14 protein-coding genes and 1 tRNA gene are annotated in these 15,723 nt (G+C 66.3%); 7 read left to right on the forward strand and 8 right to left on the reverse strand.

Translation table 11 applies throughout. The features are described 5' to 3' along the window. Positions 1-58: 58 nt before the first annotated feature. The 3 genes from pgmB to IQ458_RS03275 all read right to left on the reverse strand — a co-directional run bounded on the left by pgmB (position 59) and on the right by IQ458_RS03275 (position 4,834). The gene (gene pgmB / locus IQ458_RS03265; RefSeq protein WP_328805061.1) at positions 59-3,073 is read right to left on the reverse strand and encodes a beta-phosphoglucomutase; all 3,015 of its coding nucleotides are present in this window, start codon (positions 3,071-3,073) and stop codon (positions 59-61) included. A 253-nt stretch (positions 3,074-3,326) separates the two neighbouring features. After that, positions 3,327-4,286, reverse strand: a complete 960-nt coding sequence (locus IQ458_RS03270) for a LacI family DNA-binding transcriptional regulator (RefSeq protein ID WP_183640736.1) — start codon at positions 4,284-4,286, stop codon at positions 3,327-3,329. 98 nt (positions 4,287-4,384) lie between these two features. After that, positions 4,385-4,834 (reverse strand): DUF1801 domain-containing protein, encoded by a 450-nt coding sequence (locus IQ458_RS03275; RefSeq protein ID WP_183640734.1) that lies wholly within the window; start codon positions 4,832-4,834, stop codon positions 4,385-4,387. A 263-nt stretch (positions 4,835-5,097) separates the two neighbouring features. Here IQ458_RS03275 and IQ458_RS03280 point away from each other — a divergent pair, with 263 nt between their 5' ends. Beyond that, the gene (locus IQ458_RS03280) at positions 5,098-5,730 is read left to right on the forward strand and encodes an OmpW/AlkL family protein (RefSeq protein ID WP_203321898.1); all 633 of its coding nucleotides are present in this window, start codon (positions 5,098-5,100) and stop codon (positions 5,728-5,730) included. 86 nt (positions 5,731-5,816) lie between these two features. Here IQ458_RS03280 and IQ458_RS03285 read toward each other — a convergent pair whose 3' ends face one another. Both IQ458_RS03285 and IQ458_RS03290 read right to left on the reverse strand, forming a co-directional pair. Beyond that, complete coding sequence (locus IQ458_RS03285; protein WP_203321899.1) at positions 5,817-6,353, reverse strand: CcdC protein domain-containing protein; 537 nt, start codon at positions 6,351-6,353, stop codon at positions 5,817-5,819. A gap of 1 nt (position 6,354) precedes the next feature. Further along, positions 6,355-7,233: a DMT family transporter gene (locus IQ458_RS03290; protein WP_183640729.1), complete on the reverse strand. Its 879-nt coding sequence runs from the start codon at positions 7,231-7,233 to the stop codon at positions 6,355-6,357. A 78-nt stretch (positions 7,234-7,311) separates the two neighbouring features. Here IQ458_RS03290 and IQ458_RS03295 point away from each other — a divergent pair, with 78 nt between their 5' ends. Next, positions 7,312-7,794, forward strand: coding sequence for a YajQ family cyclic di-GMP-binding protein (locus tag IQ458_RS03295; protein WP_141454342.1), 483 nt, complete (start codon positions 7,312-7,314; stop codon positions 7,792-7,794). Beyond that, positions 7,787-8,356: a DUF1415 domain-containing protein gene (locus IQ458_RS03300; RefSeq protein WP_328805062.1), complete on the forward strand. Its 570-nt coding sequence runs from the start codon at positions 7,787-7,789 to the stop codon at positions 8,354-8,356. The genes IQ458_RS03295 and IQ458_RS03300 overlap by 8 nt, the downstream gene beginning before the upstream one ends. A 106-nt stretch (positions 8,357-8,462) precedes the next feature. Here IQ458_RS03300 and IQ458_RS03305 read toward each other — a convergent pair whose 3' ends face one another. The 3 genes from IQ458_RS03305 to IQ458_RS03315 form a co-directional block, all read right to left on the reverse strand. Continuing rightward, a complete protein-coding gene (locus tag IQ458_RS03305; RefSeq protein ID WP_235996602.1) occupies positions 8,463-8,915 on the reverse strand; it encodes an REP-associated tyrosine transposase in 453 nt (150 codons plus the stop codon). A gap of 120 nt (positions 8,916-9,035) precedes the next feature. Beyond that, positions 9,036-9,743: a pseudouridine synthase gene (locus IQ458_RS03310; protein WP_203321900.1), complete on the reverse strand. Its 708-nt coding sequence runs from the start codon at positions 9,741-9,743 to the stop codon at positions 9,036-9,038. Further along, entirely contained in the window at positions 9,740-10,789 is a 1,050-nt protein-coding gene (locus IQ458_RS03315) for a class I SAM-dependent methyltransferase (RefSeq protein ID WP_328805063.1), read from the reverse strand. Before IQ458_RS03315 ends, IQ458_RS03310 begins: the two co-directional genes overlap by 4 nt. An 816-nt stretch (positions 10,790-11,605) precedes the next feature. Between IQ458_RS03315 and IQ458_RS03320 the strand changes: the two genes are divergently transcribed. The 4 genes from IQ458_RS03320 to IQ458_RS03335 all read left to right on the forward strand — a co-directional run bounded on the left by IQ458_RS03320 (position 11,606) and on the right by IQ458_RS03335 (position 15,710). Further along, a tRNA-Ser gene (locus tag IQ458_RS03320) sits at positions 11,606-11,670 on the forward strand. A 376-nt stretch (positions 11,671-12,046) separates the two neighbouring features. Continuing rightward, complete coding sequence (locus IQ458_RS03325) at positions 12,047-13,168, forward strand: slipin family protein (protein ID WP_203321902.1); 1,122 nt, start codon at positions 12,047-12,049, stop codon at positions 13,166-13,168. Between the two features lie 884 nt (positions 13,169-14,052). Beyond that, positions 14,053-15,273: an RtcB family protein gene (locus tag IQ458_RS03330; RefSeq protein ID WP_203321903.1), complete on the forward strand. Its 1,221-nt coding sequence runs from the start codon at positions 14,053-14,055 to the stop codon at positions 15,271-15,273. 137 nt (positions 15,274-15,410) lie between these two features. Beyond that, positions 15,411-15,710, forward strand: a complete 300-nt coding sequence (locus IQ458_RS03335) for a hypothetical protein (RefSeq protein ID WP_203321904.1) — start codon at positions 15,411-15,413, stop codon at positions 15,708-15,710. Positions 15,711-15,723 lie beyond the last annotated feature (13 nt).

Below are 15,723 nucleotides of genomic sequence, written 5' to 3' on the forward strand. Positions count from 1 at the left end.
CCTCCACTTTTTCAACAGGTTGAGATAATCCGCCGCGGCTTCTGACGGCCGCGTGCGGTCACGAAGAAACGAAGTCCCTCACACGGAACGCGGCGATGTCCGGCAATACCGCGTCGGCCTGCGGCAGGCTGTCCGCGCTGCCGATGCCGATGGCGGCCATGCCGGCGGCGTGGATGGCCTCGATACCGGCCACCGCGTCCTCCACGCCGATGCACTGGGCTGGCGGGACGCCGAGCGCGGCGGCCACGTCCAGGAAAATTTCCGGATCCGGCTTGGCGCGACGGATGCGCCCGGAGTCCGCGATGTAGTCGAAGCGATCCGCGATGCCCAGCTTGTCCAGCAACAGCGGCGCGTTGCGGCTGGCCGAGGCCAGTCCGATCTTCAATCCCGCCGCGCGCGCTTCATCCAGCACCCGGATCACGCCGTCGAACAGATCGCTCGGGCCGAACCGCTGGATGGCCTGCACGTAGTAGCCATTCTTGCGGTCGGCCAGCGCGCGCCGCTCCTCGCCGTCGTAGGTCCGTGATGCGCGTTCCAGGATGATCGCCAGCGACGCCATCCGATCCACTCCCTTCAGGCGCTCGTTGACCTGGCGGTCGAACGGCACGCCGATTTCGTCGGCCAGCCGCTGCCAGGCTTCGTAGTGGGTGTGCGCGGTATCGGTCAGCACGCCGTCCAGATCGAAGATCAGCGCGCGCGCCTGGCGCGGGAAGGTCGCCCGCACCGCTTCCAGCGGTCGCGCCAGCGGCTGCAGCTCGGCGGTACCCGGCGACAGCAGCAGCGGCTCGCCCGCGTGGAGGATGGCCAGCTCATCGCCCTCTTCCAGGCGGTAGCGCACACCATCGGCGGCCACGTCCACCCGCAGCACGCAGCCACGCCAGCGCAGGTTGAAGCCGTAGCCCTGCCACGCTTCCGGCAGGGTCGGCGCGAATGACAGCCGGCCGTCCTCCACCCTCAGCCCGGCGAAGCCTTCGGTCAGGCCCAACCAGCTGCCCGCCAGCGCCGCCATGTGAACGCCGTGATCGGTGTTGCGATGCAGGTCGTCCAGATCCACGCGCAGGCTGGCGTCGAAATAGCGCCAGGCCTTGTCCGCGTGGCCGACTTCGTTTGCGAGGACGCCGAACACCGGCGCCGACAGGGTCGAGTCATGGGTGGTGACCGCTTCGTAGTAATCGAAGCTGCGGCGCTTGCGACGCGGATCGAGTCCCTGGCCCGCCAGCACCAGCCCCATCACCACGTCGGCCTGCTTGCAGATCTGGTGGCGGTACAGGGTGAGCGGGTGGTAGTCCAGCAACAGCGGACGGTGTTCGCCGCTCACCGGCGGGAACGGCCAGCGCGGCTTGTCGAGGAACTCGTCGTCCTGCGCGTAGACGCCCTGCGCCTCGTCATAGGGCAGGTACATCGCGTCGGCGGCGCGGGCCCACGACTCTACTTCGATTGCTTCCAGCGCAAGCCGGGCGGCGAGTTCCGCCAGCACTTCCGGCCGTTCCTGGCGCAGGCGGTGCCACGCGGCCACCGCGCGGCGCAGGTGCTGCTGGGCCATGCGGTTGGTGTAGAAATTGTTGTTGACCAGGGTGGTGTATTCGTCCGGCCCGGTCACTTCGTGGATGCAGAACGCGCCGCCCTGGCGCGGATTGAAATGCCCGACCTGCGGCCAGATCCGCGCGGTCTCGAACAGCATCTCCGCGCCCGCTTCGGCAAGGAAGTCCACATCGTCGCTGGCGTCCAGGTACAGGCCGATGCCGTAGGCCACCGCCGCGTTGATGTGGTACGCGGCCGAACCGCTGGGATAGTGCGCCGAGCATTCGCCGCCATCGATGGTGCGCCAGGGATACAGCGCGCCCGTCGGGTGGTTCATCTCGCGGGCATGCGCCCGCGCCGCGTCCAGGGTGCGGAACCGGTAGCGCAGCATCGCGCGAGCCACGTCCGGCGCGGTGAACGCCATCACCGGCAGCACGAACGCCTCGGTATCCCAGAAGCAATGGCCTTCGTAGCCCTCGCCGGTCAGTCCCTTGGCGGCGGTGCCATCCGCGCCGTTGCGGCCGGCCGATTGCAGCAGGTGGAACAGGTTGAAGCGCAGCGCCTGCTCGGCGCCGGCATCGCCGTTCACCGACAGCCCCGCCCGCTGCCAGAAGCCGGCCAGCGTGGCCGCCTGCGGCGCGGCAAACCCATCGAATCCGGTATCGACCGCGCGTTGGAGCAGTCGCGCCAGTTCGTTCGCACGCTGCGCCATGTCGCCGTCGTGGACGTAGGCGACGAACTTCTCCACGCCGACCTCGTCGCCGGGCGCCAGTCGGCCGTCGAAGCGCTGTTCGACCCGTCCGGCCGTCGCCTGCGGCGGCTGCGCGAGCAGGCCCGCGCCGACGCGATGATGCTGTCCGCAGCTGAGTTCGAATCCGCGATGCGGCGCGCGTTGCGCGATCCAGGCCATCCCCTCCGCGCTGCCGCCGCCAATCGCCAGCAGCCCTTCGCCGCCGCCGGCGCCGATGCGTGGATCGTCACCCTGGGCGACCGCCTGCCGACCGCTTTCGATCGAGGACACCAGCGCGATTGGTCCGCCGTAGTCGACCGAACGCACCCGGAAACGGATCGCCAGCAGCGCATGCTCGGCGAACGGAACCACCCGTTCGGCATGGATTTCCAGCGTGTGCCCGCCTGCCGTGCGGATGCGCAGGCGACGGCGCAATTGTCCCTGGCGCAGGTCCAGTTCGCGTTCGAACGCCAGCCATTCGGCCTGCGCGAGGTCGACGGCTTCCTCGCCCAGCAGGATCCGGATGCGCTTGCCCTCTGCGACCGGAACCCGGGTATCGGTGTTGCGGGCGAATCCGGCCAGGCGCTCGTGGTAGTGGATGGCGTTCTGCTCGAACGCCGCCGCCAGGAAACTGCCGTCACTGGCGCTCTCCTGTTCCTCGAAACCACCGCGCACGCCCAGGCCGCCATTGGCCAGCGCGAACAGGGTTTCGTCGCGGGCGCGGCGGCGCGGATCGAACGCCGTCTGGCGCAGACGCCAGGGATCGTCCGCCATGGCCATGCCGGCGGTGTCCACCGGCGCCCTGTCCTGCCACTCGCCCACGTGCGCTTCCTCCATTCGCCCTGCCGTCCAGGGACCGTGCGGAGGCACGCTAGGGATTCGTTGTTATCGATGTCAAGTTATCGATAACAAATGCAGGGAGCGGCGGGCCCATGGCGGCCGCGCAGCCGTCCAGGCCACATGACAATTCCGTTTCAGGACAGTGATTTAGCCTTCCGCCAGATGACTTCGGCACGGGCGGAGCCGCACCATCGCGCCTCCCCTGTACACGTTGCGCCGCAGCAGATTTTTGCGCTCAAGTAGCGCGGACCACCAGATGGGTGGGCAGGGTCTCCGAGCTGGCCGGGTCGCCGTCGATCAGCCCACGAATCTTGCGGGCGAGCAGGACGCCGGCGTCGACGAAGTTCTGGTGCACCGAACTCAGCGGCGGGACGTAGGTGGCCCCCAGGGGAGTGTCGTCGTAGCCGATGACCGAAACGTCCTCGGGTACCCGCCGGCCGCGCTCGATCAACGCGCGGATGGCGCCGATCGCGAGCAGGTCGCTGGCGGCAAACAGCGCATCGATCTGCGGATGCTTCTCCAGCAGCGCATGCACCGCCTCCGCACCGGCATTGACGGTGAAGCTGGCGACCGATGGGGTCAGCGGCACGATGCCGTACTTGCCCAGCGTGCCGGCAAAGCCTTCCAGGCGCTCGGCGAACTCACCGTGCGCGGGGTCGCCCAGGAACACCGGCCGGCTGCGGCCCAGCGCGATGAACCGCTCCGCCGCCAACGCGCCGCCACGCCGGTTGTCGCTGCCGACCACCACCTGCGATTCGTGCCGGCTGACGGCGCCCCACACCACCATCGGCCTGCCCCAGCGCTGCACTTCGTGCATGGCGTCCTCGTTGGCGCCCTGGCCAAGCAGGATCACGCCATCGGCGGCCTGCACGTTGGGCAGCGCGCCGCCCTGCAGCGAGGTCAACAGTACGCTGTAGCCGGTGGTGGTCAGTTCCTGGGTGATGCCGCCCAGCAGGTCCAGCGGATACGGCCCGGACATCTGCCGCTCCAGGGTCGGCTTCATTTCCACCACCACCGCCACCGTCATGCTGCGGCGCAGGCGCAGATTGCGCGCGCTGACATTGAAGGAATATCCGTACTGGCGGGCGATCTCGCGGATGCGCTCGCGGGTTTCCGCGTTCACCAGCGGACTCTCGCGCAACGCGCGCGACACCGTGATGGCGGAAACCCCCGCGACCTTCGCCAAATCCGCCATGGTCGGATTTTCACCGGAGGCCGGCGACAGGGGTGCGGCCCCGCGCGACGCGACGCGGGAGCGTGGGGAGGACTTGGACGGACGCCGACTCATGCGGATCAGTGTCGCATGCGCCCGGCCTCGTGGCGCGCGATATGGGTCTCGACCGGCGTGGCCGCGACAATCCGGACCACTTCCGGCAACAGCAGATCTTCCAGCCGCTTGAATCGCAGGCAGCTCTTGCCCATGTCCAGCCTCTTGCCGGCATTCGCGTAGGCCTGCCGCAATTCCGCTTCCACCGGCGAATCGGCATAGACGCACATCAGGTACAGCGCGTAGTGGTTTTTCTGCGCGGCCAGCGCCACGAAAGAAAGCGGCTGGCGATTGTAGGTCTCCGGATAGCGGGAAAGCGGAACCTCCCAGCTGATCATTCCCCAGTTCATCCGCTCCTCGTAGCCCGGCGGCAGATGAAGATTGATCGCATCGCGCACGCTCGCGATCACGTCACGTCGCTCCGCCGGCAGTCCGGCCAGGTACGCCTCGACGGTGGCGGCATCGCTGCGGGGCATGACGCATCTCCTGATGGCGCGAGCGACCTTAACCCAATCCGTGTGTCGCGCCAACGCGTCCTCGACCTTGAAAACGAATTTGCGCCGAACAGTCTGCTGAACAGTTCCGCGTCGTGTCGACAAACGAAAAATGAACGTTCGCTGGATATCGCTGTTGTTGTAAAAAATTCATTTCGCGGACTTGTCTCCATTCATGCGTGGGTCGTTACGGTGCGCACGCCCCAAAAGCATCGGGCCAGAAAAAGAGAAAAAGGAGATCCCCCATGAACAAGTTCCGCACCCTCACCCTCGCCGCTTCGCTGCTGGCGTTTGCCCCGGCCGTCTTCGCGCAGGACAGCACCGCGTCCTCCGATCACAAGCGCTTCGCCGTCGTCGGCGGCTACGCCGTACAGAAGGTCGATTCCAAGCCGGTGGACAACTCCAGCCTGGATCTGGACGGTGGTTCCGCCGCCACCCTGAGCGCCAGCTGGTACGTCACCCCGGCGATCGCCGTCGAACTGTGGGGCGCCGCCGACAAGTTCGAGCAGCGCGTGCGCGGTGACCAGGGCAAGCTGGGCAACATCGATTCGCAGCCCTACGCCCTGAGCGCCCAGTACCACTTCCGCAACAGCGATGCGCCGATCCGTCCGTTCGTGGGTCTGGGTTACTACCAGGCCAACTACAGCGGCGGCTACAACATCACCGACGGCGCGGGCCAGCACTTCGGCCTGGAAGACACCAAGGGCGCCATCGGCACCGTGGGCGTCGACTTCAACATCAGCCCGTCGTGGTTCGCCCGTGCGGATGCCCGCTACATGCATGGCGACAGCGAGATCACCGGCAACGGCGATCGCATCGGCCAGAAGGCGGATCTGAATCCGTGGACCGTCGGCATCGGCATCGGCGCGCGCTTCTAAGCGCCAGCCCCGGTCACCGACCGGCATTGCCCCTGGAACAGCGAAGGGCCCCGACATCGGGGCCCTTCGTTTTCATGACCCGACACTCAACGGCGCAAGCGCCGCAGTCGCCGATGCAGGCCCCAGGTGCTCGCAAGCGCATAGCCCAGCAGCAAACCCGCCAATCCGGTCAGGCCCGCATGCAGATCACCGGCCAGCACCTGATCACGCGACCATGCCAGGCCCTGCTGGAAGATCTGGACCAGCCCCAGCAGGATCCGTCCGGCCACCAGCAGGGTCAACAGCAGGACCAGCCAGGGATTGGGCGTATGAAACAGGCCCGCCTCGCGCCATTCGAAGCGACTCGTGGCGACGCCCAGCGCGCCCAGCCCGATGCCGGCCCCCAGCCCCAGCACGGCCTGCGACAACTGATGCGGCCACCAGATCTGGAAGATGGCGCTGAGCAACAGGAACACGACAAGCCCCACCCACAACAGCCCCAGATTCAAACGCACCTGCCACGGCCAGACGCGCCGGGTTGCCTTGCCGCGGTGGTAGCGCTGCCACAACGACCAGGGAAACAGGATCAGCCACAGTGCGAGCAGCAGCATCAGTCCCAGCGGCAGGAGCAGCAGCCAGGGCACCTCAGGGATGCTCCGCCTCGGCATGCGCGGGCTCGCGGCGCAGCAGATAGAAACCGCTGGCGACGATGATCCCGGCACCGATCCAGGTGACGCCGTCCGGCAACACGCCCCACAGCGCCACGTCCAGCACCACGCCCCAGATCAGCGCGGTGTACTCCAGCGGCGCGATCAGCGAGGCCTCGCCGCGCCGGAACGCCTCGGTCAACGCGACCTGCGCCAGCGAACCGGCGACTCCGATGCCGGCGATGATCCACCCGTCCGCCGCCTGCAGTGGCTTCCATCCGGGCCAGGCCAGCGCGAGCGCCGCGACCGACAGCAGGGCCATGAACCAGACCACCATCGACTGGGTGCTGTCCCGCTGCGCCAACAGGCGCACGGTGATCGCGCCGGCGGCGTAGCAGATTGCCGCCACCAGCACGGCCAGCCCGCCGGCGGTCATCATGCCTTCGCCAGTGGGACGCAGGATGACCAGCACGCCCAGCAGGCCGACCGCGATCGCAAGCCAGCGCCCCAGGCCAACCCGCTCCCTCAGCAGCGGCCCGGCCATCGCGGTCACCAGCAGCGGCGCGACGAACGTGATGGCATAGGCCGTGGACAGCGGCATGCCGCGCAGGCCATAGACGAAACCGGCCATCATCGCCACGCCGAGCGCACCGCGCAGCAGGTGCAGCGGCCAGTGGATGCGCAGCAGGCTGCCGGGCGGGACGGTCAACAGCGCCCACGCCAGCACGAACGGCAACGACGACAACCCGCGCAACGCGGCCACCTGCAGCGGCGGATACTTCGCCGACAGCAGCTTCAGCCCGGCATCCATCAGGGCGAACAGGAGCACGGCCAGCAGCATCAGGACGATGGCGGCGGAATGGGGATGTCGGCGCATGCCGCATTATGGCGTCACGGGAGCGCGCCCGCCCATGGATTAGAATGGCCCACCCCCGAATCCATGTTTCCGCCCGCCATGCCCTCCTTCGACGTCGTTTCCGAAGTCAACCAGCACGAACTCACCAACGCGGTCGACCAGGCCAACCGCGAGCTTTCCAACCGCTTCGACTTCAAGGGCGTGGACGCGAAGTTCCTGCTGGAAGAGAACACCATCACCCAGACCGCGCCCAGCGATTTCCAGGTCAAGCAGATGACCGACATCCTGCGCGCGCGCCTGATCGCCCGCAGCATCGACACCCGCTGCCTGGAGTTCGGCGACGTCGAGACCAACCTGGCGCAGGCCAAGCAGAAGGTCACCGTCAAGCAGGGCATCGAACAGAAGCTGGCCAAGAAGATCGCCGCGACCATCAAGGAAGCCAAGATCAAGGTCGAAACCCAGATCAACGGCGACAAGCTGCGCGTCACCGGCAAGAAGCGCGACGATCTGCAGGACGTCATTGCCCTGCTCAAGAAGACCGAACTCGAGCTGCCGTTGCAGTTCGAGAACTTCCGTGACTGATTCCGTGCTGCCCGGCGCAGGCGATTCCGCGCCGGATCCCGTCGCTGCGACCCGTCGCTGGATCGAGCGCGCGGTCATCGGCCTGAACCTGTGCCCGTTCGCCAAGGCGGTCTACGTCAAGGAACAGGTACGTTTCGTGCTGAGCGATGCCACCACGCCGGAAGCCCTGCTGGAACAACTGGCCGAGGAACTGGTGCTGCTTCGCGACACCGAGCCTGCGCAGATCGACACTACCCTGATCATCCATCCGGATGTCCTGACCGACTTCCTGGATTACAACGATTTCCTCGACAACGCCGACGCGGCGGTCGAGGCCCTGGACCTGCAGGGCATCCTGCAGGTCGCCAGCTTCCATCCCGACTACCAGTTCGCCGGCGCCGCGCCCGACGACATCAGCCACTACACCAACCGCTCGCCCTATCCCACCCTGCACCTGCTGCGCGAGGACAGCGTGGAGCGCGCGGTCGCCGCCTTCCCCGATCCCGACGTGATCGTCGAACGCAACATCCAGACCCTGGACCGCCTGGGTCACGAAGGCTGGCGCAAGCTGCTCGCGGATTGACCGCAAGTACGAATACCTTGTGGGAGCGACGTGAGTCGCGATGCGCGGAAAGTTTCAGGGTTCGCGACTTACGTCGCTCCCACAATGACGGCAACGGGAAGGCCGGCTACAACCAGATGCTGTTCCAGTAAGGGTAGTCGCCGATCTGTTCGGCCAAGCCCGCCCGCAACGGATTCCCGACCAGGTAACGGGCAGCGGGTTTCAGCGTGGCCTCGCCGCGTAGCGCGCGGTCATGAAACCCTTTCTCCCATACGCGGGCAATCATTGGATGCTCCATGCGAAGCCTGCGTGCGCTGTTGGTCTTCAGTCGCTGCACCAGCATCGAAAGATGGTCCAAGCCGCCCACCTCAATCAGGCCATGCCAGTGATCAGGCATCAGGACCCAGGCAAGCAGACGGGATTGATACCAGAGACGCGGGTCCGTGATTGCGCGACAGACACAGCGCGCGGCTGCGGAATCCTGGAATAGTGAATGCCTGGACGCTGTCGTGAACGTCACCAGATAGATCTGTCCGGGCAATGAAAGCCGGCCCCGCCTCAGTTTCGAATAGCCATCCATGGCCGTCCTTCTTCCGTGGATGTCCAGCATCCGTATCAGCGCACGTCCATGCCATCGGGCAAAAGCGCGTCCGGTTGTGGGGATTTCCTGATTCGCGACTTACGTCGCTCCCACAACGACCTATCCGGCGTTCGCGAAAAGCGTTGCGATATCCGCGCCGTCCAGTGCACGCCACTGGCCTGCCGGCAGGTCGCGCAGGGCCAATCCGCCGATGCGGCTGCGATGCAGGGTTTCGACGTGGTTGCCGACGGCGGCGAACATGCGGCGGACCTGGTGGTAGCGGCCCTCGGTCAGACTCAGGCGGGCGTGTCGCGGGTCGATCACTTCCAGCGCGGCCGGTGCCAGCGGCGTGGTTTCGGATTCAAGCATCAGTTCGCCGCTGGCGAACAGGGCCGCCTCGTCGCCGCGCAGGTCGTGGGCCAGCGTGGCCTCGTAGACTTTCGGGAGGTTCGATTTCGGCGAGATGATCCGGTGCAGCAGGGCGCCATCGTCGGTCATCAGCAACAGGCCTGACGTATCGCGATCCAGCCGTCCCACCGAGGACAGCACCGGCGAACGCAGGCGGAAGCGCGGCGGCAGCAGGTCGTAGATCAGGCGACCGGCGTCCTTGGTCGAACAGGTGTAGCCCACCGGCTTGTGCAGCATCAGCGCCAGGCCCGGCGCGGGATCCAGCGGTTCGCCGTCGACGCGGATGCTGTCGTGGTCGACCGGATCGTCGGCATACAGCACCTCGCCCGCGCCATCGGTGACGCGGCCTTCGCGGAACATCAGCGCGACCTGCTTGCGGCTGCCGTAGCCGAGATTGGCGATGTGCTTGACGATCTTCATGCGCGGCCCGCCTTCACCGCCTCGATCACCTTGAAGCCTCCCCGTTCGGCGACCGTGCGGACCTGCGCGAAGCCGCTGCCGAGCGCCGACTCGTACGGCAGGTGGCGATTGGCGACCAGCCACAACCGCCCACGCGGCTTCAGCGCGCCTGCCGCCACTTCGATGAAACGCCGGCCGATGTCGGGACGGTCGCCCCGACCCTGCGCATGGAAAGGCGGATTCATGACGATGAAGTCGTATTGTGCGGACACGCCCGCGGTCACATCGTGCCAATGGAACGACAACGCGGCGGAAGCGTCCCGCAGGTTCTCCCGCGCCAGCGCCAGCGCGCGCGCTTCGGCCTCGTACAGGTCCAATGCAGTGACACCCGGACAGCGCCTCAGCACTTCCGACGAGAGATAGCCGTAGCCCGCGCCCAGATCCGCGCCGTGTCCGGCCAGATCTGTTGGCAGGTGTTCCACAAGCAGCGCGGAGGCGGCATCGATGCGGTCCCAGGCGAACACGCCGGGGCGACTGACGAATCGTCCTCCCAGGATCGGACGCGGCGCGTCCAGCCGCAGCCATTCGGCCACCAATGCTTCATCGCGCGCGGGCGCATGCGTCCAGAACACCCGGCAGTGATACTTGCTGAGCATGCCGGACAGCGGTGCGATGCGCTTGAGATCACCCTCGCCCGCCTTGGCGCCTTCATCGTTCGGCATGCTCGCCGCGATCACCCCACCCGGCGCGGCGAGCGACAACGCCTTGGCGAACAGCGCCCGCGCTTCCTCGCGCTGGCGCGGCGGCAACACCAGCACCAGTGCATAGCCTTCGGCGGGCGCGTGGGACGATGCTTCCTCGACCACCTCCAGGCCCGCACGCATCAAACCATCCGCGGCGGGCTTGAAGCTCTGTTCACAGACCAGCCTGTCCAACGGGAATTGCCGCAGGGCCCAGCCGTCACGCGCGCGCAGGAACAACACGGGCCCTTCCGGCCAACGGAGATCGCCCTGCTGGAAGGGCAACAACAGCGCGTCGAGCGCGGGATCGGAATTGGCGTGGGACACGTAGGCGTCATCAAGTCGAAACGAACGCGGCGATTCTACCCGCGCCCAAGGCCATCGCCGGCGTGACCGCAGGCGTGATCGATCGCGCCGTCGGTCGACCGGAAGAAAATAGACGTTAAAAAAGTGTTGCATCTTCAAAACAACCGGCGTATCGTGCGCGGCCTTCGCCCTCGTGGCTGTTTTTTCACCGAACCGATTTCCATGACCCGCCTTCCCGCCAACACGAACCTGTTTGCCCTGTGGCCCTGCCACGGCGCGGACGCGTGCGTCCTGTTGCGTGGCGTCGAAGGCGCGCGGTACCTGGATCACTAATCACGGCTGACTCCCTGGGAGATCGGCCACCCCGATCTCCCGAGGCACGCGAACGCCCTCGGGTCGCAAGTCCCGGGGGCGTTTTGTTTTTGGCGTTCGCGGAGGATGCGCATGCATCGAGCAGGTTTCGTTCCATCCGACAGGGAAACTTCTGGTTTCCGCCCTGGAGCATCCGGGTAGCGCGCCTGCGCGCCCCGAGGCAGGGGCGCGGCTGCAACCGGCGCATGTGCGCTGCGTGGTGATGCTCCGACGCGAGCGGCGTTCGGATGGAACAACGAAATGGGCGCCATGCGCCCGCACGGATTGCCGGTTGGCGACAGCCGGCAATGCGGAACATCTTCGAACACGTCTCAGCGGTACGGGCTTGTGTCCCGTCCGGTGCGTGCGGCGCTGCCGTGGCGTATGCCGAAACGTGGGAACGGGTGTTCCACTTGACGATGGCCGAGGGGTCAGGCATCGGCGGAAACGCCGACTACACCGGTTCGATTCCGGGACGTCACCACTGGATAGCTCAGTATGGTTAGAGCATCGGTTTGATACCGAGAGTCGCGGGTTCGATTCCCGCTCCAACACATGACCTGTCACGTCATGACATCGGGACGCAAGTCCCTTCCAGGACACGCCCGGTGCGGCGTGCCGAACCATGCAAGGGAATGCGTGGAGACGCACGACGCAGCGGGGCCGGTGCCGGAACCGAGCCCTGGCGGCGGACGTTCCCCATCGATGGCTGACGGCAGGATGCCGGCCGCGCATCGGTGACGGAATCTCCGCCGGCAGCGCCGGACTCCCGCTCCGGTCGCGTCCACGGGCGTTTCCGCCTTTTTCAGATGGCGCCGCATCGCGCGGCGTCGTCAACACTTCGGCACGGCAACCGTTCCCCCGTGCGGAAACAGCCATCCGGGAACGGACCACCAGAGCCAACAACCACATAAGGAGACATGTGCCATGTTCTGGACCAAGAAGGTCGTGATCGGTGACGGCGAGCGCGGCCTGGTGTATCGCAACCGTCAGCTCGAGCGTGTGCTCGAGCCGGGCGTCCACAAGTTCTTCGACCCACGCGGCGAACTGGGCATCACCGTGCACGCCATCGCGCGGCCGGAGTACGCCGGCAACGATGCCGACGTGCTGATCGCGCGCATGGACATGCTGGCGCCGTACTTCACCCTGGCCGACATCGGCGAGCAGGAAGTCGGCCTGGTATCGAAGAACGGCAAGCTGGAAGACGTCATCCTGCCGGGCGGCCGCAAGCTGTACTGGAAGGGCCTGGTGCGGGTGGACGTGCGCAAGGTCGCGCTGGACGGCCTGCCGGAAGTCGATGCCGCCGTGGCCCGTCGTCTGCGCCAGCTCGGCGCATTGTCGAAGGTGGCCGTGGTCGCCGACGTGCCTGCCGAGTTCACCGGCCTGGTGTTCGTCGACGGCAAGCTGTCGAAGACGCTGGCGCCGGGCGCCTACGCCTTCTGGAATTTCCAGAAGAACGTGGTCGTGGACATCGTCGACTTGCGCGTGCAGGCGGTCGAGGTCTCGGGCCAGGAACTGCTGACCCGCGACAAGGTGTCCCTGCGCGTGAACCTGGCCGCGAGCACCCGCGTCGTCGACGTGGTGGCCGCGCGCACCAAGGTGGCGAAGATCGGCGATCACGTCTACCGTGAGCTGCAGTACGGCCTGCGCAAGGCGGTTTCCGCCAAGACGCTGGACGAACTGCTGGGCGACAAGGCGTCGCTGGACGCCGACATCTTCGCCCACGTGCGCGGCCAGATGACCGGGCTGGGCATCGAGGTGCTCGGCGTGGGCGTCAAGGACGTGATCCTGCCGGGCGAGATGAAGGACATCCTCAACAGCGTGGTCCAGGCCGAGAAGTCGGCCCAGGCCAACGTGATCCGCCGCCGCGAGGAGGCGAACGCGACCCGTTCGTTGCTCAACACGGCCAAGCTGATCGAGGACAGCTCGGTGTTGATGCGCCTCAAGGAGCTCGAGGCGTTGGAGAAGATCACGGAGAAGATCGACAAGCTGACCGTGTTCGGCGGCCTGGATGGCGTCATGAAGCAGCTGGTCAGTTTGAAGCAGTAGCAGCACGGCTCCCTCCCCTCGCAAGCGGGGAGGGGGTTTCACCATTCGACTCCTTCTCCAAGCATGGGAAAAGAAGGGCAACGCCGGCTCCTCCCCCGCTTGCGGGGGAGGGTTGGGGGGGAAAGCCGGAGCAGGTGATGTCGGTTGAGCGAGGCAAGCATCGAGCGTTGTGATGCCTGCTCGATGGATACCTGGTGTCTTCGTTCGCCCCCATCCCAACCTTCCCCCGCACGCGGGGGAAGGGGCTTTCACCTTGCAGCTCCTGTTCCGCGCACGGGGAAGGATCCGCACTACAGGCTCCCTCCCCCGCGCGCGGGGGAGGGCTGGGGTGGGGGAAAACCGAAGCAGGTGATGCCGGTTGAACGAGGCAAGCATCGAGCGTTGTGATGCCTGCTCGATGGATACCCACTGTCTTCGTTCGCCCCCATCCCAACCTTCCCCCGCACGGGGGGAAAGGGGCTTTTCATTACATCGGTCCTTTCCGTACACGGAGAGAAGGGCTAGTCCCTTCCCATTCACCGGAGAGGGCGTTTCATTCTTCAAGGAAGAGATCATGAATACTTCAAACTTTGAATTNTTTCACCTTGCAGTTCCTGTTCCGCGCACGGGGAAAGGGCCGCACTACAGGCTCCCTCCCCCGCGCGCGGGGGAGGGCTGGGGTGGGGGAAAACCGAAGCAGGTGATGCCGGTTGAACGAGGCAAGCATCGAGCGTTGTGATGCCTGCTCGATGGATACCCACTGTCTTCGTTCGCCCCCATCCCAACCTTCCCCCGCACGGGGGGAAAGGGGCTTTTCATTACATCGGTCCTTTCCGTACACGGAGAGAAGGGCTAGTCCCTTCCCATTCACCGGAGAGGGCGTTTCATTCTTCAAGGAAGAGATCATGAATACTTCAAACTTTGAATTGCTGCATGCCGAGGGCAGCACCACGCCGATCAAGGGCTGGGTGCGCGGTGTGCCGCTGGAAGCCGAGGCGCATGCGCAATTGCGCAACATCGCATCCATCCCGTTCGTCGGGCCGTGGGTGGCGGTGATGCCGGACGTGCACCTGGGCAAGGGCGCGACCGTGGGTTCGGTCGTCCCGACCCGCGGGGCAATCATCCCGGCGGCGGTCGGCGTGGACATCGGCTGCGGCATGGCCGCGGTGCGGACCACGCTGCGCGCCAGCGATCTGCCTGACAGCCTGGCGCAGTTGCGCAATTCCATCGAGCGCAGCGTGCCGGTCGGCAACGGGCGTGGCGGTGAACACCACCGCCTGCCGGACAGCGTCGCCAGCCGTGTGGCGGAATCAGGCCTGGCCCAGCGCCTGGACGTGATCAAGCAGAAGCACCGCAGGATCCGCACCGACAAGCTCGACAACCAGTTGGGAACGCTGGGTGGCGGCAACCACTTCATCGAAATCTGCCTCGACGAGGCCGATGCGGTGTGGGTGATGCTGCACAGCGGCTCGCGTGGCACCGGCAACCTCATCGGCACCTACTTCATCGAGCGTGCCCGCGAGGCGCTGGCGCACCGCGTGCTCGGGTTCCATCTGCCGGACAAGGATCTTGCCTTCTTCATGCAAGGCGAGCCGCTGTTCGATGACTATGTGGAAGCGGTGTCGTGGGCGCAGGACTACGCGCGCCACAACCGCGAGGCGATGATGGCGCGGGTGCTGGCGGAAATGCGCCACCGCCTGCCGAAGTTCCAGTTGGAGATGCTGGCGGTGAACTGCCACCACAACTACGTGCAGAAGGAAACGCACGGCGGGCAGGAACTGCTGGTGACCCGAAAGGGCGCCGTCAGCGCGCGTGAAGGCGAGCTGGGCATCATCCCGGGCAGCATGGGCACGCGCAGCTACATCGTGCGTGGCAAGGGCAACGCGGACAGTTTCCACAGCTGCAGCCACGGTGCCGGTCGTGTCATGAGCCGTACCGCCGCGCGTCAGCGGATCACGCTGGCGCAACACCGCGAGGCGACCGCGCACGTCGAGTGCCGTAAGGACGAGGGCGTCATCGACGAATCGCCGGCCGCCTACAAGTCCATCGACGCGGTGATGGCCGCGCAGACCGATCTGGTCGAGGTGGTCCACACCTTGCGCCAGGTGGTCTGCATCAAGGGGTGAGCCACGGCTCGCCCCTTTTTTTGGCTGTCAGTCCGGGCCTTCGCGGGCTCTTCGCATTCTCGGAACATTGGCTTGATCGGCGCCGAACGTTTCGCCTGTCATGCTCGGCATTCCCCCAGCACAGCGAGGTGAAGGCCATGCGAGCCATGTTCGTCGGCGGTGTCATCGACAACAAGGAAATGGACCTGGACGAGGGGCGTCCGCCGGTCCACTACCCGGAAAACACCGGCGCGGGCCAGCCGCGCTACCGGCTGCAGTACGTTGGCGAGCGCGACGACGGCAGCATCGGTTTCGCGGTCTATGGCGCGCCGGACCTGGCCGATGAGGAGATCGCCCGGATCATCGAGGAACGCGCCTATGCGCGCCGGTTCGACGCGCAACCGATCAAGCCACCGGAACTCTCGGGCGTCGATCACGACGGCGGCACCGTCCACTAGCGCCGCGCATCCG

Origin of the sequence: Pseudoxanthomonas beigongshangi, from assembly GCF_016820515.1 — a bacterium.
GTDB classification, from domain to species: Bacteria; Pseudomonadota; Gammaproteobacteria; order Xanthomonadales; family Xanthomonadaceae; genus Pseudoxanthomonas_A; species Pseudoxanthomonas_A beigongshangi.